The 26,109-nt window shown below is 38.0% G+C and carries 25 protein-coding genes and 1 tRNA gene; 12 read left to right on the forward strand and 14 right to left on the reverse strand.

What is annotated here, in order from left to right:
* The 6 genes from efp to WH223_RS12435 all read right to left on the reverse strand — a co-directional run bounded on the left by efp (position 1) and on the right by WH223_RS12435 (position 5,813).
* Positions 1-561, reverse strand: a complete 561-nt coding sequence (efp, locus tag WH223_RS12410) for an elongation factor P (protein ID WP_340048017.1) — start codon at positions 559-561, stop codon at positions 1-3.
* Between the two features lie 68 nt (positions 562-629).
* On the reverse strand, positions 630-1,253 hold the full coding sequence (locus WH223_RS12415) for an ABC transporter ATP-binding protein (RefSeq protein WP_340048019.1): 624 nt from the start codon (positions 1,251-1,253) through the stop codon (positions 630-632).
* A 14-nt stretch (positions 1,254-1,267) separates the two neighbouring features.
* On the reverse strand, positions 1,268-2,065 hold the full coding sequence (gene lpxA / locus WH223_RS12420; RefSeq protein WP_340048020.1) for an acyl-ACP--UDP-N-acetylglucosamine O-acyltransferase: 798 nt from the start codon (positions 2,063-2,065) through the stop codon (positions 1,268-1,270).
* Between the two features lie 4 nt (positions 2,066-2,069).
* Entirely contained in the window at positions 2,070-3,464 is a 1,395-nt protein-coding gene (locus tag WH223_RS12425; protein WP_340048021.1) for a bifunctional UDP-3-O-[3-hydroxymyristoyl] N-acetylglucosamine deacetylase/3-hydroxyacyl-ACP dehydratase, read from the reverse strand.
* A gap of 25 nt (positions 3,465-3,489) precedes the next feature.
* A complete protein-coding gene (gene lpxD / locus WH223_RS12430; protein ID WP_340048023.1) occupies positions 3,490-4,533 on the reverse strand; it encodes a UDP-3-O-(3-hydroxymyristoyl)glucosamine N-acyltransferase in 1,044 nt (347 codons plus the stop codon).
* Positions 4,534-4,565: 32 nt separating this feature from the next.
* Positions 4,566-5,813 (reverse strand): HD domain-containing protein, encoded by a 1,248-nt coding sequence (locus WH223_RS12435; RefSeq protein WP_340048024.1) that lies wholly within the window; start codon positions 5,811-5,813, stop codon positions 4,566-4,568.
* Positions 5,814-6,048: 235 nt separating this feature from the next.
* Here WH223_RS12435 and porX point away from each other — a divergent pair, with 235 nt between their 5' ends.
* The 6 genes from porX to WH223_RS12465 all read left to right on the forward strand — a co-directional run bounded on the left by porX (position 6,049) and on the right by WH223_RS12465 (position 11,508).
* Positions 6,049-7,602: a T9SS response regulator signal transducer PorX gene (gene porX, locus WH223_RS12440; RefSeq protein WP_340048026.1), complete on the forward strand. Its 1,554-nt coding sequence runs from the start codon at positions 6,049-6,051 to the stop codon at positions 7,600-7,602.
* Between the two features lie 167 nt (positions 7,603-7,769).
* A complete protein-coding gene (gene tsaE, locus WH223_RS12445) occupies positions 7,770-8,180 on the forward strand; it encodes a tRNA (adenosine(37)-N6)-threonylcarbamoyltransferase complex ATPase subunit type 1 TsaE (protein ID WP_340048028.1) in 411 nt (136 codons plus the stop codon).
* A 61-nt stretch (positions 8,181-8,241) separates the two neighbouring features.
* Positions 8,242-8,790: an RNA polymerase sigma factor gene (locus WH223_RS12450; protein ID WP_340048030.1), complete on the forward strand. Its 549-nt coding sequence runs from the start codon at positions 8,242-8,244 to the stop codon at positions 8,788-8,790.
* On the forward strand, positions 8,787-9,551 hold the full coding sequence (locus WH223_RS12455; protein ID WP_340048031.1) for an anti-sigma factor: 765 nt from the start codon (positions 8,787-8,789) through the stop codon (positions 9,549-9,551). Before WH223_RS12450 ends, WH223_RS12455 begins: the two co-directional genes overlap by 4 nt.
* A 6-nt stretch (positions 9,552-9,557) precedes the next feature.
* Positions 9,558-10,376, forward strand: coding sequence for an outer membrane beta-barrel protein (locus WH223_RS12460; RefSeq protein WP_340048032.1), 819 nt, complete (start codon positions 9,558-9,560; stop codon positions 10,374-10,376).
* Positions 10,377-10,461: 85 nt separating this feature from the next.
* Complete coding sequence (locus WH223_RS12465) at positions 10,462-11,508, forward strand: ABC transporter ATP-binding protein (RefSeq protein WP_340048033.1); 1,047 nt, start codon at positions 10,462-10,464, stop codon at positions 11,506-11,508.
* 3 nt (positions 11,509-11,511) lie between these two features.
* Here WH223_RS12465 and WH223_RS12470 read toward each other — a convergent pair whose 3' ends face one another.
* Genes WH223_RS12470 through WH223_RS12480 form a run of 3 tightly spaced genes read right to left on the reverse strand, consistent with a single transcriptional unit; the run spans position 11,512 to position 14,130 of the window.
* Positions 11,512-12,036: a TlpA family protein disulfide reductase gene (locus WH223_RS12470; protein WP_340048035.1), complete on the reverse strand. Its 525-nt coding sequence runs from the start codon at positions 12,034-12,036 to the stop codon at positions 11,512-11,514.
* Positions 12,037-12,053: 17 nt separating this feature from the next.
* On the reverse strand, positions 12,054-12,863 hold the full coding sequence (locus WH223_RS12475; RefSeq protein WP_340048036.1) for an alpha/beta hydrolase: 810 nt from the start codon (positions 12,861-12,863) through the stop codon (positions 12,054-12,056).
* A 55-nt stretch (positions 12,864-12,918) separates the two neighbouring features.
* Positions 12,919-14,130, reverse strand: coding sequence for an alanine dehydrogenase (locus WH223_RS12480; RefSeq protein WP_340048037.1), 1,212 nt, complete (start codon positions 14,128-14,130; stop codon positions 12,919-12,921).
* Between the two features lie 282 nt (positions 14,131-14,412).
* On the opposite strand from WH223_RS12480, the gene WH223_RS12485 reads away from it, so the two are divergent.
* The 5 genes from WH223_RS12485 to ytxJ all read left to right on the forward strand — a co-directional run bounded on the left by WH223_RS12485 (position 14,413) and on the right by ytxJ (position 18,797).
* Positions 14,413-16,176 (forward strand): polysaccharide biosynthesis protein, encoded by a 1,764-nt coding sequence (locus WH223_RS12485; RefSeq protein ID WP_340048038.1) that lies wholly within the window; start codon positions 14,413-14,415, stop codon positions 16,174-16,176.
* An 87-nt stretch (positions 16,177-16,263) separates the two neighbouring features.
* The gene (locus tag WH223_RS12490) at positions 16,264-16,929 is read left to right on the forward strand and encodes a tetratricopeptide repeat protein (RefSeq protein ID WP_340048039.1); all 666 of its coding nucleotides are present in this window, start codon (positions 16,264-16,266) and stop codon (positions 16,927-16,929) included.
* Between the two features lie 151 nt (positions 16,930-17,080).
* On the forward strand, positions 17,081-17,569 hold the full coding sequence (ribH, locus tag WH223_RS12495) for a 6,7-dimethyl-8-ribityllumazine synthase (RefSeq protein ID WP_340048041.1): 489 nt from the start codon (positions 17,081-17,083) through the stop codon (positions 17,567-17,569).
* A 162-nt stretch (positions 17,570-17,731) separates the two neighbouring features.
* Positions 17,732-18,463, forward strand: coding sequence for a hypothetical protein (locus WH223_RS12500; protein WP_340048042.1), 732 nt, complete (start codon positions 17,732-17,734; stop codon positions 18,461-18,463).
* A 4-nt stretch (positions 18,464-18,467) separates the two neighbouring features.
* A complete protein-coding gene (gene ytxJ, locus WH223_RS12505) occupies positions 18,468-18,797 on the forward strand; it encodes a bacillithiol system redox-active protein YtxJ (RefSeq protein ID WP_340048043.1) in 330 nt (109 codons plus the stop codon).
* On the opposite strand, the gene WH223_RS12510 is transcribed toward ytxJ, so the two are convergent.
* Entirely contained in the window at positions 18,787-21,276 is a 2,490-nt protein-coding gene (locus WH223_RS12510) for a family 20 glycosylhydrolase (protein ID WP_340048044.1), read from the reverse strand. The two genes, ytxJ and WH223_RS12510, sit on opposite strands and share 11 nt — an antisense overlap.
* A gap of 109 nt (positions 21,277-21,385) precedes the next feature.
* Here WH223_RS12510 and WH223_RS12515 point away from each other — a divergent pair.
* Positions 21,386-21,457 (forward strand) — tRNA-Glu (locus WH223_RS12515).
* Between the two features lie 190 nt (positions 21,458-21,647).
* Here the strand turns inward: WH223_RS12515 and WH223_RS12520 are convergent.
* The 4 genes from WH223_RS12520 to WH223_RS12535 form a co-directional block, all read right to left on the reverse strand.
* Complete coding sequence (locus WH223_RS12520) at positions 21,648-21,923, reverse strand: helix-turn-helix domain-containing protein (RefSeq protein WP_340048046.1); 276 nt, start codon at positions 21,921-21,923, stop codon at positions 21,648-21,650.
* Positions 21,924-22,242: 319 nt separating this feature from the next.
* A complete protein-coding gene (locus WH223_RS12525; protein ID WP_340048047.1) occupies positions 22,243-23,484 on the reverse strand; it encodes a hypothetical protein in 1,242 nt (413 codons plus the stop codon).
* Between the two features lie 128 nt (positions 23,485-23,612).
* Positions 23,613-24,413 (reverse strand): DUF4393 domain-containing protein, encoded by an 801-nt coding sequence (locus WH223_RS12530; protein WP_340048048.1) that lies wholly within the window; start codon positions 24,411-24,413, stop codon positions 23,613-23,615.
* A gap of 182 nt (positions 24,414-24,595) precedes the next feature.
* On the reverse strand, positions 24,596-26,071 hold the full coding sequence (locus WH223_RS12535; RefSeq protein WP_340048049.1) for a tetratricopeptide repeat protein: 1,476 nt from the start codon (positions 26,069-26,071) through the stop codon (positions 24,596-24,598).
* Positions 26,072-26,109 lie beyond the last annotated feature (38 nt).

Below are 26,109 nucleotides of genomic sequence, written 5' to 3' on the forward strand. Positions count from 1 at the left end.
TTATTTAACGCGCTCGATGTAATCACCTGTGCGTGTGTCAACTTTAACTTTATCACCTTGGTTAACAAACATTGGAACACGGATTTCAACGCCGGTTTCCACTGTTGCGCTTTTCAACGCACTTGTTGAGGTGTCACCTTTTACAGCAGGCTCTGTGTACGTAATTTCTAATTCTACTGTTGTAGGAATTTGCGCTATAATAGGCTCTTCACTTTCAAAAGCAATGATTACGTTCATACCTTCTTTCAAGAATCGTGCCGAATCTCCGAATAAAAACTTCGGAATATTGAACTGCTCGTAAGAAGTATTGTCCATTACCACATAGAAGTCAGCGTCGTCATAAAGATACTGGTAGTCGTTTGTTTCTACACGAGCGATTGTTACCTCTTCGTCAGTTCTAAAACGGTATTCAACCAATTTTCCAGTTTTAACATTACGCATACGTGCTTGATAAAATGCACGCAAATTTCCTGGTGTACGGTGGATAAACTCTTCCACTGCCACTAATTCTCCGTTGAAACGAAGTATATTTCCTGATTTTACTTCAGATGCTTTCGACATAATAATTTTTCGTTTTTGCTGTACAAAAGTACAAAATATACGTTTGGTTTAAAAACCAATCTTTTACCTTACTTATAAGCTAGAATATTCAATTGCTCCTCACAAAAGTCATATTCTTTTTCTTGATTTGAGCCGACCAACAACAGTCGGTTCTGCCCTATCGTTTCTTTCACTAAACGGCTATACCAGGCTTCTCCTTCTTGATCCAAATTGCTTGTTGGTTCATCCAACAGCACGATAGAACTTTCGGAACAGCATGCTAAGGCCAACTTAACCCTTTGCTTCATTCCTGAAGAAAAGAAGCGTATTTCCTTATCTACCGCACGACGCAAGCCCATCAATTCAAGCAGCCCTTGCTCATCATATCCAGAAAGATAGTCCTTAAACTTAAAGTGGAAGGCTATCATCTCCCGAAGGGTCAATTCTTCTAATAACTCAACATAGGGCGCAGCAATAGTCAAATGCTGAAAAACATCCTCTACATCTACTACTTTTTGTTGATTATCCGTGTAAGTTAATTGTCCCTCACTAGGCGACAAGCTTCCCGAGATCAGCTTCAGTAAAGTAGACTTCCCCGAGCCGTTAGGCCCGAGGATAGCATATTTTTTTCCAAATGAGAACGTATAATCGATATGGCTAAATATCCACTCTTTATTATACCTTCTACCAATGTTTTGTAAAGTTATATTCAAATAGACAGCTTTTTTTACAATGTTGAAGATTTTCCTTGATTAAATCCTTTGATTACCCCACGGTTTGAATTGCGAACGAACGATAAAATTTCGTCACGAATCTCTGTTGGTGTAAACTCTGCTTCGATCAAATCCAAGGCTTTAGTCAGGTTACGGTTTTGTACAAACAATACGCGATAAATATCTTGAATCTCTGTGATCTGATCTGGTGTAAATCCGCGACGGCGTAAACCTACGGAATTGATACCAGCATAAGCAATAGGTTCACGAGCAGCCTTAATAAAAGGAGGTACATCTTTACGAACCAGCGTTCCACCGGTTACAAAAGCATGTGAGCCGATTTGACAAAACTGATGAACGGCTACCATACCTGCCAGAACGACATAGTCACCTACCGTGATATGTCCCGCTAGGGTACTCGAGTTTGAGAAGATACAGTAATCGCCGATAATACAATCGTGTGCGATATGGCTGTATGCCTGAATCAAACAGTTTTTACCAATCACCGTTTTATAACGGTCTTTTGTGCCTCTATTGATGGTTACACATTCGCGAATCGTCGTGTTATCGCCGATTTCGGTTGTTGTAATCTCTCCTTCAAATTTAAGATCTTGTGGCTCTCCTGAAATAACAGCACCAGGGAAAATCCGACAATTTTTTCCAATACGTGCACCATCCATGATGGTCACATTGGATCCTATCCAGGTACCTTCACCAATTTCTACATCTTTGTAGATGGTAGAAAATGGCTCTACGACTACGTTTTGCGCAATCTTGGCCTCTGGATGTATGTATGATAACGGTTGTATCATGCTTTTAACTTTTAACTTTTACGATCTGGGCCATTAGCTCAGCCTCACTTACTATTTTATCTCCTACCATTCCCACGCCTTTCATTCTAGCAATACCGCGTCTAATAGGCTCAATCAATTCACAGGTAAAAATAACGGTATCACCAGGGGTAACTTGATTCTTAAAACGAGCGTTTTCGATTTTTAAGAACAGTGTCAAGTAATTTTCTGGATCAGGCACCGTATTTAACACTAAAATTCCACCGGTTTGTGCCATTGCTTCAATTTGCAATACACCAGGGAACCATGGTGCTCCAGGAAAATGTCCCATAAATAAATCTTCATTCATGGTTACATTCTTCAATCCCACAACATGGGTATCCGAGAGTTCCAAAATTTTGTCAATCATTAAAAATGGCTGACGGTGTGGTAAAATCTTCATAATCTGCACCGTATCGTATACTGGTGGCATATTCGGATTATACACTTTTACATTTTTCTTATTTTTATCTTTTTTAATCTGCGCTTTGATACGTTTTGCAAAAGCAGCATTTGCAGCATGTCCAGGACGAGCAGCCATAATATGACCTTTCAACGGACGACCTACTAAAGCTAAATCACCAATCATATCTAATAGCTTGTGACGAGCAGGCTCGTTTTGGTAGCGCAATTGGATATTATCTAAAATACCTTCATTAGCTACTTCAACTGACTTATTAAATAAAGAAGAAAGCTTATCTAGTTCACCACTGCTCACCTCTTTATCTACAATGACGATAGCATTTGATAAATCACCACCTTTAATAAGGTTATTGTTTAACAAAGCTTCTAATTCATGTAAAAAGCAAAATGTACGGGAGCTAGAGATTTCTTGTACAAACTCGGTAATCGAGCTGATAGATGCATGTTGGCTACCCAATACTGGCGAGTTAAAGTCAATCATACAGGTCAATCTGTAGCCATCTAAAGGCATAGCGATTAACTCTACTTTACGATCCTTCTCTGCGTATAGGATATTGTCTTTAATTTCGTAGTAATCACGATCAGCATCCTGCTCTACAAAACCACTTTCTAGGAGTTTTTCCACAAAAATACGGGAACTACCATCTAAAATTGGAACTTCTGGTCCATCAATTTCAATCAACACATTATCAATTTGCAAACCCACTAAGGCCGCCATCAAGTGTTCGATTGTACTTACTGAAGCTCCGTTTTGAGAAATCGTTGTTCCTCTTGAAGTGTCCGTTACATTGTCTGCATCCACCGCTACGATAGGCTCATCTTCCAAATCCACTCTTTTGAATTTATACCAATGAAATTCAGGAGCAGGTTTAATGGTCAGATTTACAGCAGACCCTGTATGTAGACCTATACCTGAAATCGAAATTTCGGATTGTATAGTCCTTTGTTTTACATTCATATCTAACATTCTATTTTGCACTATTTTAAGGCGTTTGTTTTTTTTGTTCTAACAACAAGGCTTCAAGCTCAGCAATACGTTTTTCTAACAGCGGTAGTTTAGCATAAAAAACCTGTGAACGCAGGTTGCTGCTATACGCCATCACTGGTGTACCACCCCATTTTCTATTTTCTTCAACAATAGATTTGTTAACGCCCGATTGCGCTTGAATCTGTGAACCTGTAGCAATATGAATATGACCTACAAGTCCCGCCTGTCCGCCGATAATCACATTTTCTCCAACTTTGGTACTTCCTGAAATACCTGCTTGCGCTGCCGCAACAGTATTTCTACCAATCTCAACGTTGTGGGCAACTTGAATCAAGTTGTCCAATTTAACGCCCTTACGCACGTAAGTAGAACCCATTGTAGCACGGTCGATCACGGTGTTTGCACCAATCTCTACATCATCTTCAACGATTACATTTCCTATTTGAGGAATCTTACTGTAAGAACCGTCTTTCTGAGGAGCAAAGCCAAAGCCATCACTCCCAATAACCACGCCTGCATGCAGCACGACATTATTGCCTAACTGGCTATCATAATAAACTTTCACACCTGGATACAAAATACAATCGTCACCAATGGTCACGTTATCGCCAATGTAAACCTGCGGATAAATTTTTACGTTATTCCCTATTTTAGTATCCTTACCGATATACGAAAAGGCACCTAAATAGTATCCTTCACCAATAACAACGCTTTCGTGTACAAATAAAGGCTCTTCTCTACCACTCTTTTCGAGCTTAAGTTGATTATAAATTTTCAACAATTCAGAAAAAGCAGAATACGCATCCTTAACACGTATTAACGAGGTCCGAACTGGCTTGCTGAGTTGTAAATCCTCATTGACGATCACAGCCGAAGCCGCAGTCTCGTACAAGAAATGTTCATATTTTGGGTTTGACAAAAATGACAAACAGCCTTCAGAACCTTCCTCGATCTTAGCCAACTGATTTACAAGCACATCAGGATCACCTTCTACGAAGCCTCCCAACAATGTTGCTATTTGATTTGCAGTAAATTGCATCTTACAAATGTATACTTTTTCTTAATTATTTCTTATCTATTTATTAATGGCCATCCTATCTCTTTAGGATAGGAAATCGCATATTTCACAACACGCTTAGCCAAAGCTTCCAAATTTGATAAATCTGAAGCTTCTGTAATATCTTGCAATACGCCTTGTTTATTGACAATCTTGATACTATTATGCAATAAATCGTAAGCGCTATTTTGCACCACCTGAGTATATACAAAATAGTCTACTTCTGCTGAACCAATGCCAAAATGGGCCTTTACGGCCTCTCTCACTCGATTGACTTCATCCTCCGTAAAAGGCTGACTTCTCAAATCGGTACGCAATAGATCTCTGTCCATCAACTTCTGGCATAACAAGCTCAAAATAGGATCGGAGCTAATCGCCCATTCCTTGACGGCAGACATAATATCATTGTCATCAAGACGCATAAACCATTCCAAATGGGCAGGATCTTTTAAAAAGTTCTCCTGATGCACCTTATGTTGTAAAAAATGCTGCAATGCCGTTGTCGCAAATAGGGAAACACCTTGTGCGCTCAGCTCTTTAGCTCTAAACAAAATTTTGATTAACATTTGCTCGGCACCAATAACTGTTTTATGCAGGTATACCTGCCAGTACATTAAGCGACGTGCAATCAAAAATTTCTCTACAGAATAAATTCCTTTTGCTTCGACAACCAATTCATCGTTATAAACGTGTAGCATTTTAATAATGCGGTCAAAAGAAATTACTCCCTCTGAAACACCTGTAAAAAAGCTATCCCGATTTAAGTAATCCATACGATCAGTATCGAGCTGGCTAGACACCAGCTGATGAAAAAATTTACGATCATACTGATTATTAAAAATCGTTATCGCTAAGGTAAGTCGCCCGTCAAACTCTTCATTTAACTTATCCATTAGCAAAGAAGATATCATTTCATGTGAAACACCTTCAATCAATGTATGTTCTAACGAATGAGAAAAAGGGCCATGTCCGATATCATGCAAAAGAATCGCTGCCAACACGGCCTCCTCCTCTTCTGCGGAGATCTTAATGTCTTTTGTTTTCAATGTATCAATTGCTAAGCTCATCAAATGCATAGCACCAATAACATGTTGAAAACGAGTATGCAAAGCACCCGGATAAACCAAATGTGTCATACTCACCTGTTTAACATAGCGTAGACGTTGTAAAAATGGATGCTGAATAAGATCAAAAATAAAATCCGATGGAATCGATACGAATCCATATACAGGGTCATTAATGATTTTCCTCTTATTTAACACTTAACATCTTTTTAAACAAATTATTTACCTTTGAAAAAAAGATAGTCCATACGAATACGGTTCTTCATTTTTACGAAGCTAATTTAGGCGCAAAGATAAGTAGAATGAAGTTAATTAATGTTAAAAACACCAGTAAACTTTCCTTTTTGACTATTTTAGTTTACGGTTCAATTTTCATTTCAACGCCAACGACTGGCACACTTGACGTTTGAAACTGTAAATCGAAAACATATCTATGCATAAAACACACATACTTTGGGCTGATGATGAAATAGAATTCCTTCGCCCGCATATTTTACTTTTGGAAGAACGCGGCTACCGCGTAAAAACAGTCAACAACGGAAACGATGCCGTTGAGGCTTTCCAGAGTGAGCAGTTCGACCTTGTATTTCTTGATGAAAATATGCCCGGAAAAACGGGATTAGAAACATTAGCAATTCTAAAAACTATAAACCCTAGTATCCCGACGGTTCTCGTCACAAAAAATGAAGAGGAGCATTTAATGGAAGATGCTATTGGCTCCAAAATAGACGACTACCTCATTAAGCCCGTCAACCCGAAGCAAATACTATTAACCATCAAGAAATTTACGGAAAACAAACGTTTGGTTAGTGAGCGTACTTCGATGGCCTATCAACAGGAGTTTAGAACGTTGGGCATGACGATTAATGATGATTTAGATCATAACCAATGGGTCGACGCCTACAAAAAACTAATCTATTGGGAGCTTTCGTTGCAGAAACTCGAGGATGCAGGTATGCATGAAATATTAACGATGCAAAAATCGGATGCTAATGCTTTATTTTCCAAGTTCATTGAAAAGAATTACGTTTCGTGGATTCAAAATAAAAAGGATGGACCGATACAATCACATCAATTGTTTAAAAAGAAAGTATTCCCAGTCCTTAAAAGTGAACAACCAACTTTCTTCTTTTTAATCGACAACCTGCGATATGATCAATGGAAAATCATCAACGATGTGATGACCGATTACTACAGACTGGAGGAGGAAGATGCCTATTATAGTATCTTGCCTACGGCAACGCAGTATGCTCGAAATGCGATATTCAGCGGGCTTACACCTTTAGAGATGGAGCGTCAATATCCTGGAAAATGGCAGAATGACGAAGACGAAGGTGGAAAAAACCAACATGAAGATTTCTTCCTTGCTGACCAGATTAAACGTGTGTACCGTAGAGATATTAAGCATTCATATCATAAAATACTAACCTTAGAGCAAGGAAAAGATATTTTAGACACCATCAACAACTTGATGCAAAACGACCTTAATGTGCTCGTTTATAACTTTGTTGATATGCTGTCGCATGCACGTACCGACATGGCTATGATTCGTGAACTGGCAAATGACGAAGGCGCATACCGCTCCTTAACGTTGTCTTGGTTTGAGCATTCGCCACTTTTAGAGACGTTAAAATGGTTAGCACAACGTAACGTTCGCGTCATTATCACGACCGATCATGGTACCATCCGCGTGAAAAGACCAAGCAAAATTGTCGGCGACCGCAACACGAACACGAATTTAAGATACAAACAGGGTAAAAACCTTAACTATAATGGTAAAGAGGTTTTCGTAATCAAAAACCCACATGATGCACAGCTTCCGAAGCTGCATGTAAGTTCATCTTTTGTATTTTCAAAAGACGATTACTTCTTCGTATACCCCAACAACTACAATCATTTCGTGAATTACTACAACGGAACTTTTCAGCACGGCGGTATATCACTGGAAGAAATGATTATCCCCTACGCAGTATATACTCCGAAATAAGCGATTATTTGATATTTTAAGCAAATCGTAGCTACTCAAAAGCTACGATTTGCTTTTCCTTTTTATGTACCGACATATCGTGCACAAAATCCCCTACCCGCTTCACAAACCAATATTTTCAACTAAGCGCACCCACCATTTAAGCTAAAAATTATTTATGTTTGAGGATGGAAATTTTAGTTGATGACTTAGCGCAGCTCGATAAAGCAGCAAAACAAATCGTAGAAACATTCCCTGAGGACCGTGTTTTTCTTTTTTACGGAAAGATGGGTGCTGGAAAAACGACGCTTATCAATGCGCTATGTAAAGCATTGGCCGTAACAGACACCACCTCTAGCCCTACCTTTTCCATCGTTAATGAATATGCATCAGGTGCCGGCGCTATCTATCATTTCGACTTCTACCGCTTAAACAAAGAAGAAGAAGCGCTAGACTTAGGCTATGAAGAATATTTTTATTCCAATCAATATTGCTTTGTAGAATGGCCTGAAAAAATCCCTAATCTATTACCGAGCGATGCACGTAGCATACATATAGAAGTGCTATCACCTACAGCACGAAAAATTATTGTTAAATAATTTAACATTCCACGCAACCTTTCCCGACGTACCGACGTCTTGTTTATAAGAAGACTGAAAATTGGAAAAACTAAATTTGGATAGTATATGGACTAAATGTGTTGCGGGAGACCGCAAAGCACAATTCCAGCTTTATCAACAGTTTTCTAGTCAGATGTTTACCGTATGTCTGCGCTATGCGCAGCATCATGACGAGGCAGAGGATATCCTGCAAATGGGCTTCATCAAAGTGTTTTCAAAATGTACACTTTTTGACAATAAAGGCTCTTTAGAGGGATGGATTCGTCGCATCATGGTAAATACAGCTATTGAAATTCACCGAAGAAATAAGAAAAATTTCTTCGAAAGCTTGGCAGAGCGGCATGAGGTAATTCCCGCGAACACAAATCAGCAGGATGGGAACTTACACTACCAAGACTTAATGAAGCTGGTGCATAGCTTACCTTTAGGGTACCGCACCGTATTCAATATGTATGCGATTGAAGGGTATTCACACAAAGAGATAGCAGAGATGTTATCCATTAGTGAAGGGAACTCTAAATCGCAGCTCTCTAGAGCACGACAATGGTTAAAAGATAAATTGGTTCAATTAGAAAAGCAGCTATTATGAACGACAACGAATTAGACAAACTATTTAGGGAACAGCTGAAAGACCAGCCTAGCAAGCCATCGGCTAGCCTATGGGATAATATTGAAGCCGAACTAGATCGTAAGGATAAAAAGGTTAAAGTCCTTCATTTATCATGGCTTAAGTATGCTGCTGTAGCACTTGCCGTCTTAGGGACGAGCACTTGGTGGTATACGCAACAGGCTAGCGAAAATACTATTGCACAACAGCCTCCTAGTGTTCCGCAAGTTATTGAACAAGCACACGAACCGGCTCTTACCGAAAAAATAACAACAGAAACTCCGACGATAGCGCCTGAAAAAGAAAGTAGCACATTAGCTAGCAATCGCGAAAAACCGGTGTTAAAAATTGAAAATGCAGTACGTCCTGCAAAAGTAGAACGCGCAGAAGAAACAGAAAAAGCGGAAGAAACTAAGCACCTGACACTTGCTAGCATACCACTTAGCAAACCCAATGTAACGCTGCCGGAGGATATTAATGATGGTCAATCCCCAAAACGAAGAGTGGTTGAGATCGCACCAATCCGCCCTTTGGTAGACCTTAGTGAAGACGATACGGAGAGCATGCTTGCCTTTGCGCCAGCCTCAACGGAATCCGTTGTGACAGGCATTCTGAATAAAATATCCGATGTAATCGTATCGGACGAACAGAAAAAGCCACGTTTCAGTCGTGATGAAGAGGGTTCATTCCGCATTGACTTTAATAACAATTTTGCAAAAAATAGATTCAAAAAAAGAAAATAAGATACTATGATCAAGTTATATACACCACTCAAAACAATACTCGCAACGGCGACGCTTTTCATTGGCATTAACAGCATTCATGCACAAGAAAAAGTAGATAAAAAGGAAACAACAGAAACGGATACTATCGTAGTGTCAAAATCCATCAAAGTAACCACCGAAATCGGCAAAAAAGACTATGATGACCGTGGAAACAAAATTAAATATCCTAGAGTATTCGGCGGACTAACATTCACGCGTATTGATTGGGGTTTTTCAAGACTTATCGATAATGGCAGCTTTACTTTGGGTGAGGACAGCAAATTTTTAAGCTATAGTAAAGCGTCGAACTTTGGTTTTGATATTGCACAGTTTGGTGTTCGTGCGAGCGATGCCGTAAAATTTTATGTATCTACGGGTTTCGAGTGGAATTACTTAAGGCTTAAAAAAGACATTATTCTTACGCCAGACCAGTCGCCTTTGAGCTATGAAGAATCAGACATTCACTACAAAAAGAACGTACTTACGTCGACATACCTACGTATTCCATTAACTTTCGAGTGGCGTGGCCCGAGTAACCATAATGGTCGTCGTGCTAAAGTTGCGGCAGGTTTGATGACAGGCATCTTGCTTAAAGGATCACAACGCTTGAAAAGTAGTGAACTTGGCAAGCAGAGCATCCGTGATAACTACAACTTGGCGAGCTTCCAATATGGTGCCTTTACCCGTGTAGGCTTTGGTTCTTTTGCTCTTTTCGGGAAATACTACTTCAACGATATGTTTGAAAACAGCCCTGAACAAAAGAATTTAAGCAACTTCACTTTTGGTTTAACACTAGGCTTCTAGACGTGTTTATCCCATAGATAAAGAGTCATTTTCAGATATTAATACTATTTTTGTGTCGGGCACTATAGCCCGACACTTTTATTTTATGGCGCATCAATCATCTTCTTGTTCTAAAGTACCTCAAGATATTCAAAAGCACGGTTTAGCATTAATTCATGGTGAGTTCGTATCTCATGTATTTGAAGGACGAAATAAAGTAGTAGCTGTGGAAGACGTTAACTTCTCTATAAATGAAGGAGAGATTACCGCTATAATTGGGGAGTCGGGAAGTGGAAAGAGTACGCTACTAAAATTAATCTACGGTCTTTTAGAGCCTGCCACAGGGGAACTACGCTACCGCGGATGGTTGGTTCCGACGCGTAGAGACAAACTTATACCGGGGCATGACGCCATGAAATTAGTTTCTCAGGGATTTGATGACCTCAATCTTTTCGCTAAAGTATGGGATAACATTGCGTCACAGCTTCCTAATACCAATATTGAGCGTAAACAATCTAAAACGCAAGAAATTTTAGAAAAACTTAAGATTAGTCACCTTGCACAGCAGCGTATTGCTGACTTAAGCGGTGGTGAAAAGCAAAGGGTTGCTATTGCCCGCGCCTTAATCAACGAGCCAGAAGTATTACTAATGGACGAGCCTTTCAATCAGGTAGATGCCGCCTTTAGAGATGCTTTACAACAAGATATACGCAATATTGTAGCAGAAACAGGGCTGACTATTATTTTAGTATCTCACGACCCTACGGAGGTGTTGGCTCTTGCTGACACACTTATTGTGATGCGCAACGCAACAATTTTAGAACAAGGCAAACCAGAAGCTTTATATTATCAGCCTAAAAACAGCTATACAGCTCAGCTATTGGCAAAAAGCAATATTTTGACGCCTGAGGAAGCATCGGAGATAGGTATACAGAGTGAAAAAAGTATAGGTATCCATCAGGAGCATGTTCATTTTGAACTAAATGATAATGGCCAATACTGGATTAAGGATATCCGCTTCCGCGGTTTCTATCGAGAAATAGTTGTTGGTAATGAGCAGGTGAACCTACACAGCATTCAATATCCAATTGCACAGATTGCAAAAAATAGTAAAGTGGATATCCGCATTGAGCAACATATCCACTTTGCGTAATTGTTACTTCGCTAAAGCTTTTTCAATTAACGTCACAAATTCTGTAAATTCCTTCTCGGAATAGCCGATTGATAGGTAAGAAATCTTACCTTCTTTATCTATCAACACGTTCCGTGTAATGGAAGAGTCGGCAAAAAGAGCAAAAACGCCTCTTTTTAAATCCGGATAGAACGGGAAGGTATAGTTGTTATTCTTGATAAAAGGATCCAACTTATCCCATCCTTCTTCGCGAGCAAGAACCATCACTTCAAAATCTTTGCGGTCGCCCCAGCGGTCCCATATTTCCTTTTGAACACGCGGCAACTCTTGTCGACATGGTGGACACCAAGTGGCAAAGAAGTTTAACAATACAACACGCCCTTTCAAGTCTTTACTATTAATATTTTTCCCCGCTTTATTGGTAACGGTAAAAGCTGGCGCAGAATCACCCACCTTCACTTTCCATTCCTGCGCAGAAAGCATCAACGTGCTAACGCTAAAAAATAACAAGAGCATTAGCCCTTTCCATGTAGTTGTCTTTTGTAACATAGGTATTATTTCATGTTTTATATTAATGTATCTAACCAAGTAAATAAATCATCAATCCACAAATGCGTATCGGTTTTATTTGTTAACCCAAAACCATGGCCGCCAGTTTCGTAGAAAAAAGAAGCATGGGGAACGTCGTAACTTGCCAGGCTGTCTTTATAAACCAAACTATGCGCTATAGGTACTACGTAATCATCTTTTGCATGCACCAAAAAAGTAGGAGGCGTTTCTTTCGTCACTTGCTCTTCGAGTGAAAAGTAAGCGACACACTCTGCAGGAGGATATTCGCCCAACAGATTATTTACAGACCCTTTATGTGCAAGAGGTGCTTTCATCGTTATGACAGGATAAACCAAAACGGAAAAATCAGGCTTTAGCGATAAGCCCTTAGGATTAGCGATATGCATATTATCATAATGATTGGCTACTGCCGCTGCAATATGGCCGCCAGCAGAAAAACCAACAACACCTAAACTATCGGGTGCATACAGCTCTCGAATAAGCAGCATTGCACGTTGAGCATCCTCCAAAGGAGCGTATTCGGCATCATGCCACCATTCCTTTTTAGGTAAGCGATAGTACAACACAAAAGCCTGGCACCCCTCTTCTTGGAATCGCTGTGCAACAGCTTCGCCCTCATGCTGCAAGGCAACACGAGCATAGCCTCCTCCAGGGATAATAAGTACAGCTTTCTTTGCTTTTTCTAACTCATAGGCATAAAGCATAGGCTGATTTTCAACCGAAATATCAGCTTGATCAAACCGACTATTTGGAATCCCATCTGGATAAAGAGCTATACGCTGCTGATTTAAAAGATAGTAACTCATCCTAAATAATTATTTCACAGCTATATATTCACTTATCAAGAAGTAGAAGTACCCGCTATTGATTAGCGACAATAATTAAGTTTAAATCCTTTGATGATAAATTAAATTTATCAGCGACATCTTTATTTGTCAACATCCCTTGATACAGATAAATAGCACTTCGAATACATTGATCAGCCCAAATTTTATTATTCATCCCTCCCACTTCACCAACTTGTAGCAACAGTGGCGTGAAAATATTGGTCAACGCATAGGTTGCTGTACGCGCAACGCGCGAAGCTATATTAGGAACGCAATAATGAATAACATCATGCTTACGAAAGACCGGTTTCTCATGCGAAGTAACTTCTGATGTTTCAAAGCATCCTCCTTGATCAATACTAACATCGATTAATACAGAATTGGGCTTCATACGAGATACGGTTTCTTCAGAGATAATACAAGGCGAACGCCCATTTGTCGCCCGCAGGGCACCGATGACCACATCGCACGACTTGACAGCTTTATTTAGCACCAAAGGCTGGATAACGGAGGTAAACACACGGCTACCGACATTATTTTGCAAACGGCGCAAGCGATACACGGAGCTATCGAACACCTTCACTTGAGCCCCCAAGGCAATAGCCGTTCGTGCGGCATATTCACCAACGGTACCTGCTCCTATAATAACCATCTCCGTTGGTGGAACACCAGTAACGCCTCCCAACATTAGGCCTTTGCCTTCAAAAATATTACTTAAATACTCGGCCGCAATCAACACAGAAGTGGCGCCCACGATTTCACTCATGGCCCTTACTACAGTTAGATGCCCGCCTTCATCTTTTAGGTATTCATAAGAAAGTGCTGTAATCTGTTTCTGCATCAAGCTTTTCAAGACATCAAGCTCCATGAGTGATGGTTGATGCGAAGACATCAACACTTGCTTGTTGCGCATCAGCGAAACCTCTTCAACTGTAGGGCTCGTAATTTTTATGACGATATCGCACTGAAAAACGGCTTCTTTATCATAGGTTATCTGTGCCCCTTGCTCGCTATAATGGGTATCCAAAAAATTGGATGCTTCACCTGCGCCCGACTCTATCAACACCTCATGACCGTGCTCCACCAAAAGAGCCACCGAAAGCGGTGTAAGCGGTATTCTTTTCTCCTGGGATGAAATTTCTTTCGGCACACCAATTTTCAAGGAATACTTATTATTGGCAATTGGCGCTAAAGACTCTTGAGTTTGAAAGATTCCTTTCTGCGCAAGCCTTGTCATATCATTCATGCTCTGTTAACCAATTTTTAGACTATTCATAGGTGTAATTTAGCTATAATTCTTCATATTTATCTTCCACTTAAGTTAAATACATTTTTTTTACATAGATTTACATTAGCAGAATATCGTATAAATGCAGAAATTTCTTTTTTTTAATCAAATCGGTATTGTTCCGCGTTGGACAATATTTGTTTGTGACCTTACTATAGCGGCCATAGCCTTTGTATGTGGCTATGCTGTGTTTTATTCGTTTAATATTAGCGCCTACGGTCGCGGGGGTTTTGTGTGGTGATGATTTATTGCCTTGCAATAAAGGCATTCTCTTTCTTTGCTTTTCGCCTGTATTCTGGTATTGTGCGCTATACAAGTGCCGTCGATTCCATTCGAATTTTATCGACTATCCTCTTTAATATTATTATCCTTTTTGCAATAAAGCTAATCCTTATCGCCTTAAAGATTCCATCAATATTACCAACAAACTTGATTATCATCTATAGTTTATTTGCCTTCACAGGACTTACAACTTATAGAACGCTGATTAAAATATTTTTCCAATACAGTAAAACCAAGGGTTCGGAGAGCAAGAACGTTATCGTTTTTGGCGCTGGAGATTTAGGTATTGCCTTAAAAAGAACATTTGACCACGACTTCAAGACAAATAAGGTTATCACAGCCTACCTTGATGATGATGACACCAAGATTGGTAAATCAATCGATGGCGTTAAAATATACAACAGCTCAGATCTAACACACTTGATCAATAAGCTGGAAATTGATGAGTTGATTTTCGCTACGCACAACATGAGTATTGAGCGTAAAGACCAGATTGTTGAAACCTGTTTCGACCATAACGTCAATGTGTTAACCTTACCTCCGGTGAATGAAATCATTAACGGCAACATTAGTGCGAGTCAAATTAAGAAAGTTAAAATCGAAGATCTCCTAGAAAGAGCGCCGATTAAGCTATCGCACGAAAATATCCTTGAAGACCTGGAGGGCAAAAGGATCTTGGTAACTGGAGCTGCAGGCTCTATAGGTAGTGAAATTGCTAAACAATTGGGTAAGTTTAAGCCGCAATTAATTATCCTATGTGATCAGGCGGAATCGCCCTTACACAACTTACACCTAGACCTTCAAGAGCGTTATAAAAACCAGGCTTACCATGCTTTCATTGCTGATGTGAAAAATGAAGAACGTATGCGCCTTCTATTTGAGACCTTTAAGCCTCAATATGTTTTTCATGCAGCAGCCTATAAGCATGTCCCTATTATTGAAAGTCACCCTATTGAAGGAGTACAAACGAACATCGGCGGAACATTCAACCTGGCTAATTTATCGGTAGAATATAATGTATCGAAATTTGTATTCGTTTCTACTGACAAGGCGGTAAACCCAACTAACGTAATGGGCGCAACGAAACGCATTGCCGAGATCTATGTTCAAGCACTTAATAGTCGGATATGCCAGCAAAACAAAGCGTTGAAGACCCGTTTTATCACGACACGCTTTGGTAACGTACTCGGCTCTAATGGCTCTGTTATTCCACGCTTTAGGGAGCAGATTGAAAAAGGAGGACCACTAACAGTTACCCACCCAGAGATAACGCGCTATTTCATGACTATTCCGGAGGCCTGCCAGTTGGTTATCGAGGCTGGAAGCATGGGTGAAGGAGGCGAAATATTCGTATTCGACATGGGTAAATCGGTTAAAATTGTTGACTTAGCGGAGAAAATGATTAAATTATCAGGACTAATTCCCTATAAGGATATAGATATTAAGTTCACCGGGTTGAGACCTGGCGAGAAGCTATATGAAGAATTGCTTAATGATTTAGAAAACACAATGCCAACTCACCATCGGAAAATTATGATCGCAAAAGTGCGTGAAAACAATTTCGATGAGGTTTGCAGCCTAATTGACACACTATTCGTTCTGGCAAAAACCAATAATAACCTAGATGTTGTCAAACAAATGAAGCATATCGTACCCGAGTTTAAAAGCCAAAATTCGATATACGAACAGCTAGACCGTGAGGGTTCCTTCACAAGTCTTTGATATAAAGCAGAGAATTTTCATTAAAAGTTGGAATAAATTTTTAAAAGTGTAATTTTGCGTTCCATACTTATTATATTATAATAACAAATGTCAAACACTACTGTAAATCCAATCGAGCCTAAAAAAACAGGTTCCTTCTTTCAGGACAATCAAAAGAGTATAACCTTTATCGTAGGTGGTATCGTTGTTTTGGTATTGCTATACTTAGGTTATCAAAAATTATATTTAGAGCCAAGAGCAGAAAAAGCAGCAAACCAAATCTACCAAGCTGAAGAATATGCGATGATTGACTCCTTACAAGCAAAAGCTATCGATGGTGATGGTTCTTTCTTAGGTTTTAAAGAAATTGCTGATGAGTATTCTAATACGCCGTCCGCAAATATCGCTAATGCTTACTTAGGTGGTCTTTACTTACGTCAAGGCAATTACCAAGATGCAATCAAGTACTTACAAAAATATGCAGACACAGGTAGCGAAATCCTAGACCCTTTAATCAAAGGATTGATTGGTGATGCTTACTCCGAGTCTAAAGATTATAAATCAGCAGCAGATTACTACAAACGCGCTGCCGATAAAAGCAAAAACTCGTACACAACACCATTATTCTTGAAAAAGTTAGGTTTAGTATATGAGGCGTTAGAAGATTTCAAAAGTGCTGAACAAGCATACCAATCTATCAAAACTGATTACCCTGAAAGTCCAGAGGCATCAATGATTGAAGGTCTTATTGCACGCACGAAAGCAAAACAATAAGCTAAAAATACACGTTAAAAAAGGGCTCAATCTATAGATTGAGCCCTTTTTTTATAGCTTAGGCGCATCCATCAGCAAAAGAGGATAATAAGCGTACTTAAGGCTGACATAATGCGACTTTTTTATACAGTTATTTATTTATCTTTGGTGCATGTCAAGTAGCTTAAAAAACTTATCCGATTTTTCACATATTGAAGTCGGAAACGCAAAAGGATTGAAATTTGCGATTGTCGTATCCCAATGGAATTCTCAGGTTACAGGCGCCCTTTTAGACGGTGCTGTATCGGGCTTGTTGAAGCATGGCGCTTTGGAAGCTGATATTGAAGTTGTACAGGTTCCTGGCAGCTTTGAGCTTATTTCAGGTGCTGATATTGTCTTCAGAAAAGAAGCCCTTGATGCTGTAATTTGCTTAGGCTGTGTGATTCAAGGAGAGACCCGTCATTTCGATTTTATCTGTGATGCTGTAGGACATGGAATCGCAAACGTAGCCATCAAATACAATAAACCAGCAATTTTCGGCGTTTTAACAACAGACAACTTAGCGCAAGCTCTTGATAGAGCCGGTGGTAAGCACGGAAATAAAGGAGAAGAGGCGGCGATTACAGCGATTCAGATGGCGCTGATCAGCAAAAAATACTAATGGTATTGTTTTTGTAAAAGTAAAACTATGAAACGTTTATTTCTTTTAGGCATGGGTCTTCTGACCGTAGCGACTTTCCTTCTTTCTTCTTGTGGGTCTCAACAACAGTGTGCTGCATATAGCACCTATCCCAAACATAAAACAAGAACGAGGTAACAGCGAATGAAAAAAACGCTATCCATATTTGTATTTACCTGTATGGTTTCTTTGTCTTTAATCTCCCAAGCGCAAGTGACGGAGCAACGTGGCATTGCTAGCCTATGGAAAGGTATTGGAGGTAAACTCAAGTGGAACAACACAGATTTTATCCTATTCTCAGCCAACGGCAATGATGCCAAATACCTGTTGAATGGTAGGAAGTTTTTAATTGACAAGAAAACACATAAGTGTCGCTTTGAGGGTAAAACGGTTGATGGTCAAAACCTCGTTGTTTTATTCGACTTCAAAGCGGGCAAGATTCTTCGTTACTACAACAACAGAAAGGAAGTAGCTAAGAATAGCCCAGAGGCGCAAGCAGCTTTCCAGAAAATTAATGAGCAATTTTTAAAAGATGCAGCTCTACTGTTTCTGCCAGCTTTCATTGATCAGCCAGAAACAAAAATTAGTAAAGTAGGCGTTAAGATTTACAATGCGGAGAAATTGCAAAGCTTTTCTTTTCAACTCAAAGACAACAACCTTACGGGCGATTTACTCTTCAATGCGGAGAGTGGCTACATTAAGCAGCTCGTAGATAAAGAAGGCAATGAATATGTCGTAAATGGCTACAAAGACATTGGTGGCGGCCTTATTCTACCAACATCGTTCCACCATACACACCATGCCGACAGGAACACATCCTTCACAACCGTAGCCGCATTTACGGATATTGAAACTGATAAATTCGAAAGTTTATAAAATAATGAATTGGGAAACTCTTTCTTCGGTTGAGCAGCTTCTTGAGCTGGCTAACCAACCGCAGCCTTTTGTAGTATTTAAACATAGTACACGCTGTCCGGTGAGCAGTATGGCGAAACGCAGTGTTGAATTTGATTTTGACGAACTACCTGCTGGCACTAAAATTTATTACCTTGATCTCATTGCACTACGTGAAATATCTAATTTCATCGCCGAGAAATGGAAGGTAAGACATGAATCCCCTCAAATTTTGGTATTACAAGGAGACTCATGTCTTTATAATGCCTCTCATCAAGACATTAATATTCAAGATATCCTACCGTTTATTTCTTAAAAACGGTAGGTAAACTTGTTCTTTTATCTTTTCCTATCGTCACAAAGGTTACTGTTTGTCCAGCTTTGACGGCGATAGGCTTCACATACTTAGTACTATTCGCCGTTGGCGTCTTCCCATCTGTCGTATAGTGAATATCAAAACCTGGCAACTCTGTATTTGCGTGCAACACTCCGTTAATCTCCTTCACGCCTACAGCTGGCAATCTAAACTTCACGAAGCCATCAATCTTAGGCAGCTCATTACGTCCCAATTTATTGATAAACTCATTATAGTCGCGATCTAAATCAGCACGAGTGAAACGCGCATCATCCTCATAGTTCTTGCGTGGCGCCCAAGCACGTTCTGCTAAAGCAAAAATACGGGGGAAAATCATGTAGTCAAGAGCTTCAGGGCTATGCACGGTCTCGGCCCATAGACCTCCTTTAATACCGACAAGATGCTTCTTACCTTCTTCAGTCAAGCGCACTTTATCGTTAAAGTGACCTGCAGGAAATTTCGCTCCATTGAAGCTAAAGTCAATTGTAGAAAAGAAGTTTTCTGGTAAAAAGGCATACGACTGGTACAAATCTGCATAAGTAGCCCATTTCAAACCAGGTTCATCAAAATTCGTACTCCAGGCCATATCAAAGTAGTTGTTATTGGCACTAATAAATACGGTCTCGTAACCTGCATTTGCCAAACGATAGGCCAAATCTTCCTGACCAGCACCAACAAGGTTGTTCCACACATCCAACTGGATATTATGATCAGAAAGTGCCTTGTTAACGACCATCCCTTTACCTTCATTAACCATACCCATCTCTTCCCATCCAGCCATCTGAATACCGCGATCGTGGCATAGTTCATTTACTTTGTTAATGTAGTAAGGCCATACTTCATAAACGGTCTTGTAGTTCTCCTTAGCCATCAATTCTTGAATCTTCGGCGATTTCTCCCACGAACCATTCGGAACCTCATCAGCACCTAATGAAACCTTGGTTAAAGTTAAACCAGCATCGCTATACATTGACTTAAACTCATCTAGCACAACGCCAATAAAAGTATATACCGATGGCAAGGCTACATTCATAATGTTATCCTTGAAATTCTGTGCGGAATTATAAACAGACTGATCATCGAAATCATTCAATAAGTATTTCGTTGCTTCTGCCTCATTACCCTCTTTCATATAACGGTGGTAACGCGCTTCCATCGCTTTTATAGACGCACGCGCATGACCTGGTGTTTCAATCTCTGGAACGACAGTGATATGACGCTGTTTCGCATAACGCAAGATCTCCACAAAGTCTTGACGTGTCAAATACTGGCTTTCCGTTAATGTTGCTCCTGAACCATAACCCGGCTGTATCGCTTGTCCACCTTGAAAATTAGGCGACCGTTTTGCTCCGATTTGCGTCAACTCCGGCAATTTCGCAATCTCAATACGCCATCCTTCATCATCAATAAAGTGAAAATGGAATGTATTCAGCTTCAAGTGAGCCATTAAATCCAAATACTTAAGTACTGTCTCTTTACTTTTAAAGTTACGGGAGATATCCATCATCAGGCCACGATATGCATAACGAGGCTCATCTTTGATGTTTACAAAAGGAAAGACAACACTACTAGCGGTGAAATCGGACGCGCTTAGCAAAGAACGCAGCGACTGCAATGCATAAAACGCACCTGTACTTTCTGTTGCTTCAATACGAATTCCCGATTTATCAATCGTTAATCCATAGCCTTCTTTACTATAGCCTGCTGTATGTACAATTTTAACCTGCGAATCAGCACCTCCTTGAACAAAACGAACTTTAGTAAAACCGGCTGCAAAATCATTGAAGCTCGCGCTTTCGCCGTGAAAAGCATCATCAGCCCAACAAGAAACCGTGCCCGAGAGCGTTAATTTGCCCTCACCAACGACAAGAGACTGCGGCGTAGGTAAGATTAGCTTACTTACGTTTGATACTGTCCTCACCTGGTTGTAGTCATAAAGCTGCGCCCAAAACTTATTCTGCTCTGCTGGTGCACTTTTAATTGAACTTACGGCTAATGGTATATTATAGAATTTGGAGTGGTCTACACGGTCTTGGTAATAAAACCCTACTGGTGCAACCGAAATATTAGTAATCGGCCAACGTGAGGCATAATTTAAAACAATAGAATCCTTCGCTTTAAGCTCAACACCATCTGCAAAACGAATACGAAATAGGTTTCCTTTCTCATCAGAGATAGAAAATTTATCGTTCTGGCTTGGAATTACGGGAAACATAGAGTTAAAAAAAATGTCCCCTTTATCTAAACGGACAGTTTCATTTTTCTCGTTCTTCAAGACAACAACTAAGCCTAGGTTATCATGTGCATTGTACTCTTTGCTAGCTCTCCATTTTGCAGAAAGCTGTCCATTAGCCACTTGAGCCTGTAGCGAACTACACATTGGGATAAGCATGGCTAAAGATAATACGGTTTTAATTTTTAGCGAGGTTTTATTCATCATGTTTATAGATTGATGCCTAAAATAATCAAAAAAAACTAAATAAAATTTTTTCATAAATATTTTGGAGATATCAAACTACATTATTACCTTTGCATCACCAAAAGCAAATGGCCCGTTCGTCTAGGGGTTAGGACGTTAGATTTTCATTCTAGAAACAGGGGTTCGATTCCCCTACGGGCTACAAAAGCAACTCAAATGAGTTGCTTTTTTTTGTTTTTAGACCATTACCTTCACTAACATGAGAGGATCATGAATCAGTACCAAAAGTTGGGGACTAAGCAAATAATCCTACATGAGACTGTAATATTCTTTTATCCTCTGATAGGCGTTTTGAAAACTGTTCAAACAACGCTTTACTTAAGATCCGTTTGCTAGCCATACTGACCTCCCTTCAACATTTTTTCAATATCACTAGCGTGATAAAACATGCTACCTCCTATTTTTCGGTAGGACAGTTTGCTATTGATTCGAAGGGCTTGAAGTGTACCTCCGGAAATCCCTAACATTCTTCTTACATCAGCACTGCGAAACCACTGCTTTTTAGCCAAACCATTTTCAGATGCTTTGTTAAGTGCTTCTTGAATGGCCACTAACATTTCGGCTTTGAAGACAATCAAATCTTCTTTTGTTACCAAATTTATCTCCATAATGATTAAGTATTAAACCTGATGCTCCATTGCATCAATTAACTAAATCTATATCATAGGAATATGGAAGTATATAAAGTAAGGCTGAAAGGTAATACTTGGCTTGAGATGTCCAAACTTACTGTGAAAGTATACGATCAAGTATACTAAAAAGCCAATTAATTGCTACATAATACAACAAAGGTATCCCTAGAGGATACCTTAAATGCCATTTAAATGGTATAAAGCAAGGAAAGTAGGGCTATGCCCAACTTCCGCTTGCTCAATTCAATGACACAGTTCGTGTTACACTCCCTGCAATCCTTTGTTATGTGACGTTTTATTCTTTATTCTTAGTAATAGATATTAATTCCCAGACTTTATTTAAATAATCTTTATTGATTTCATTTTCAATTTTCAAACGCTCAATATCATTAGTAGTCTGGTCTTTGCCTAAAACTAGATTACGCTCAATATTTGATAGATCTGAAATTACTTTATTTAGTACATCCTTTTCATTATTTATTAAAGCTGTTTTGAGTGATATTTGCTTAATTTCAATATTTGTCAGTTCATTCTGATAATATTTAACATCTAGAATATTTGTTTTATAAAGCTTCGCAAAATATAAGAACATCGTAAGCAAACTTGATATAGCTATTATTCTTGGTATATATTTAATAATGAATAAATGTAAAGTATTTTGATTATTTATATCCGAGGATATTATTGAGGTATATGCAATAAAACTCATTAATATAAATGCTATAAAGAAGCATAAAAAAAGATTGATTAAAGCTTGTTTATTTAATCTATTACATTCTTCCTTCAATCTTTCTTGTATATTTTCAAATACTAAATTTATTTCTGAGTATGTTTTATTTTCTATTTCATCTTGTTTTCTCTTTAAAGTAGTAAACTTTATAATCTTATTAAAAAAATCATTCCTTTTTTCTCCTAGTTTTTCAGAGTAGTCATAAATGTCTTTTAATGTCTTGGCTTTTTCTAAATCTAATCCATTAAGATCAATATTTGCAATTTCATTATTTGTCGCCCATGCAAGAAAGTCTTGATTGTTATTTATAAATTTTGATCTGCTTTCTGATAATGATTTATCTAACTTTTCCTTTAAAATAAGTGGTGAGCTAGTTTTAAAAGAACTTGTGAAAAATGTCAAAATTGAAATAGTTATAGCTGATGTTAATATTGTAAATATTAAAATTTCAGTATCTGGATTTTTATTTATCGTATATATATTTTTAACTGCTTCACCTCTTTGATTTTTTAAAAAATAAATTTGTTTAAGGTAATTGCCTTTATTACGACTATTTGCCGAAAATAGGCTATCACTACTAGAATAAGTTTTAGAATATAGTATTTCTAACTGTTTATCTATTTGAGAAATTCTATTTTTTTCAATTTCAAGTTGGCTTTTTGTGATATCTTTTTTCTTTATTTCATTAAATATTAATGTAATTCCTATTGTAAGAATAAACACTAGCACAAATAAATATATTACCAATCTAGGTAGTATTGATTTTCGTCTTAAAAGTTCTGAGATTAAATTATTAACTAAATACATTAATTAGGTTTCTGTTTTTAAAAATGTCATATAACGTTTCGGGGCTTGACGTCAGTAGCGGAAATTGAAGCAAAAGTTTCAATTTAGCCTTAACCCGTCATTGAGCCAACCCCTTGTTGGTGGCTGTTTTATTTTTCAATAGGATTGCAAGCATCTATGAATGTCTTTCCGAAATTCGTAATTTGATAATAACTTTTCTTTTTTTCCACACGACTATACGTATCAGTTTTTATATAATTTTCATTCACTTTGTCATAATTATATTTCTCATAAATCGGATTATAAATATCGTCGTCCATTTTATGCAATCCGTGTGAAATATCTAACACACCCATTCCAGTAAGGTTGTCTAAATAGGTTGAAATATTTTGTGGGAATAAGAATTCAATTTCAAATTGAAGCATAGTTCTGTTTTTTAAAATCTCGAAAAACCCAAGACCACTTTCTTTCATATGGGCTCGAAAAGTGATACAGGGTATAATGTCTTTACCATTTAGAAACTTAATAATTCTTGCTTCATCAACGGACAGCCTTTCGATTAATTGAACAAAACTCGGATGAGCAATATTTACAGTCTTTGTTGAACTAGCTTTAGTGAGAAGATTGGTGAATAAATCAGCTATCTCGTCATTTGTTGTGTAGCTTAATTTTTCAATTAATGGAGTTCCTATTTGTGGGTTAACTTCACACAATTCGTCTTCTGGAACATTTTCTATTTTTTGCTTATAATCGTTAAGTCTTTTTTCAAAATTTAGTTTGAATTTCTCATTATGTAGCTTGAGCGGTAAAAGAAAAGATGTGCTAAATTCAAAAACAGTCTCTAAAGCTGTTCCAATTTTTTTTACAGATGGCTGAGCAAGATCACCATATATTGTTGTAAGAATTGTCGGGGTCTGTTTTACAAGTCCAACTATTTCATTATTTGCCATATTCTTTTTATTTATTATTAGTTTTCAGCTTCTGGTGTCGTTCTAAAATTGCCACTAACGTTTCTGCGTTTGGCTAAAAAGCGGATTTCGTAGTCTATTAGCAATGAACTTGATAGGAGCCACAAAACTTCATTTAAGCACTGAACCCACTTTTTTGCTAAACAACTTGTTAGCTGTAGTTTTCATCTTTTTAGCCTTGGATTAATTTCAATTGCTTTGTCATAATATTCATTTGCCTTTTCTAATTCTCCAATTAGGTTGTATACACTTGAAAGGCGAACTAATATTTCTTCATTGTTAGGTTCTATCTGAATAGCGTCTAATAATAGTTCTTTCGCCTCATCAATATCACCATTATTAAGAATAAGTAATTTTGCGAGACCTAGTTTAGCAGAAATGTAAAAATTATTGAGTCTAATTGATTCTCTGAAATATTTCTTTGCTCTTGGAAAATCTTTCAAATGAATTGTAATGAGTGTGGCTAAATTATAAAGTGTTACAGAATCATTTGGATTTTGATCTAAGCCAAATTCAAGAGTTTTAATTGCTTTATCATAGTTCTTTTCCCTTAAATAAATTGAAGCTAAATTGTTGTAAGCCATAAAGAAGTCGGGTTCAAGCTCTATTGCTCTTTTATAATTTTGTTTTCCTAGCTCTAAATTGTCTTCAAAATCTGAATATATTTTGGCAACATTATAAAATGTTTCAGCGTAGTTTGGATATAATCCAATTGTCTTTGTAAAAAACTCTTTCGCCTTTTTGTAGTTCTTTTTTTTCGCTTCTAAATTTCCAAGATTATGGAATATTTCAAAGCTATTTGGATTCAACGCTAATCCTTCATAGTAATATTTCTCAGATAGCTCAATTTCATTAAGATTATGACAAGCTAATCCCAAATTGTTGAAGGCGATATAAGATTTATCATTATACATTTCAACATATTCCTTGAAGTAGTTTTTAGCTTTAAGGTTGTTTCTAGATTCAGTAAGATTTAGATAGCCTAAGGCAAAAATTATGTCTTTATTGCTTGGATAACTCCTAAGTAGTTTCTCCAGTTCAATTTCTTTTAATTGTGTGTTGTCAAAATTGCGAATTCGAATAATTTCATTTTGCAGAGAGTATTGATTATAGCCAATAAACATTAATATATCTTCAAAATTGCTTTTAATGGCATCAGAAAATTTCACATTTAACCTTTTGGTAACATTGTCAATAAATTCATCAATATTAGAATAGATATCCTTGTATACTTTTAACTCTTTCAGCAAATTCAAGGAATTAGTTGGCTCAAGTTCTTTAAGACTCTCTTCAGTATCTAAGCATTTATCCGACCAATATTTAATTATTTCAACCTTGTCTTTGATACCATATATTTTCGTCTCATCGCAAATTACTGGAAGTATCTTTTTGTCAAAATCTCTGTCTTTGAATAATTCAGATAATTCATACAGACAATTTGGTGATTTCAGATAATCTGTGCTGATTAAAATTATTGCATAATCACTATCACGGATTTGTCGCATAAATTCCCGTAAATCATCTTTGTAATTAATGTCTTTAAGATCTCTTTTTATAGAAATCCCAATAGATGACAAGTTTTTTTCAATGTAGTCAGCTTCGGTTCTGTTATTCCAATTGTATGATATAAAAATGTTCATTCGGTCTTTTTAAAATAGAGCTAACGTTCCGGGTATTG

This window comes from Sphingobacterium sp. MYb382 (assembly GCF_037572665.1).
Classification (GTDB): Bacteria; Bacteroidota; Bacteroidia; order Sphingobacteriales; family Sphingobacteriaceae; genus Sphingobacterium.